The organism is Flavobacterium branchiophilum NBRC 15030 = ATCC 35035 (assembly GCF_002217205.1).
In the GTDB taxonomy this organism is placed as follows: domain Bacteria; phylum Bacteroidota; class Bacteroidia; order Flavobacteriales; family Flavobacteriaceae; genus Flavobacterium; species Flavobacterium branchiophilum.
Genome location: NZ_MUGT01000075.1, coordinates 1 through 799, shown reverse-complemented (window position 1 = coordinate 799; position 799 = coordinate 1). Strand labels below are relative to the sequence as shown.

1 protein-coding gene is annotated in these 799 nt (G+C 38.8%); it reads right to left on the bottom strand.

What is annotated here, in order from left to right; translation table 11 throughout:
- Positions 1–10: 10 nt before the first annotated feature.
- A complete protein-coding gene (locus tag B0A58_RS09495) occupies positions 11–694 on the bottom strand; it encodes a carboxylesterase family protein (protein ID WP_307725766.1) in 684 nt (227 codons plus the stop codon).
- Positions 695–799: the final 105 nt, after the last annotated feature.

Sequence of the window (799 nt, the reverse complement as noted above, 5' to 3'; positions counted from 1 at the left end):
ATATTTGGTATTATTTTTTTTCGTGGCTCAATAGCCAATCATACATCTCCGATCGATGAAAAATACGTTCGACGCTGCCGTGTGTGCCACCTGGAACGACTATAAATTTTAATTCGGCCTCTGGATTGCATTTTTTGATAGCATTGACTACTTTTTGCGATTCAGAAAGTGGCACCGCCCTATCATTGGTGCCGTGTTCTATCCAAAGGGGTACTTTGGACAATCTACATCCATCTGGCACATTGCCCCCACCACAAATGGCTACTCCTGCCGTGATTTTATCTGGATATTTGCCCGCAAAATGCAACGTGCCATAACCCCCAAGGCTCATGCCACAAACATATACTTTGTTTTCGTTGATGTCGTAATTTTTTTTGATGTAATTGATCAATTCCAAAACCTTGTCGGGATTCCACGAGCCAGAAGCTACTTGTGGTGCAATAACGATGGCAGGAATTTGAAGCCCTTTTTCGATAGCATTTAGCACTCCATATCTTTTTACCCGATTCAAATTTGTTCCAGAAAGGCTACGCCCATGCAAAAAAACCAACAACGGTGGCTTGTTGTTTACAACTTCTGCAGCTGGCAAATGGATCCAAAACGGATATTGTGTTTGCCCTATAACAGATTTCATTTGGGCTGATAATAAATGTGTTAGCAATAAAAAAAGGAAAAGCACTTTGAATTTCATCATGGATTTTTAAATAGTGAATAATTTTTTGGCAAGGTACATCTAAAAAATTAAAATTCAAAACTTGATGAAGGTTTGAAGTTTGAAGTATGAAGTATGAAGTATGAA

Bases quoted from the DNA above. Each gene is read 5' to 3' on its own strand.
- B0A58_RS09495 (WP_307725766.1), bottom strand. From the start codon at position 694: ATGATGAAATTCAAAGTGCTTTTCCTTTTTTTATTGCTAACACATTTA.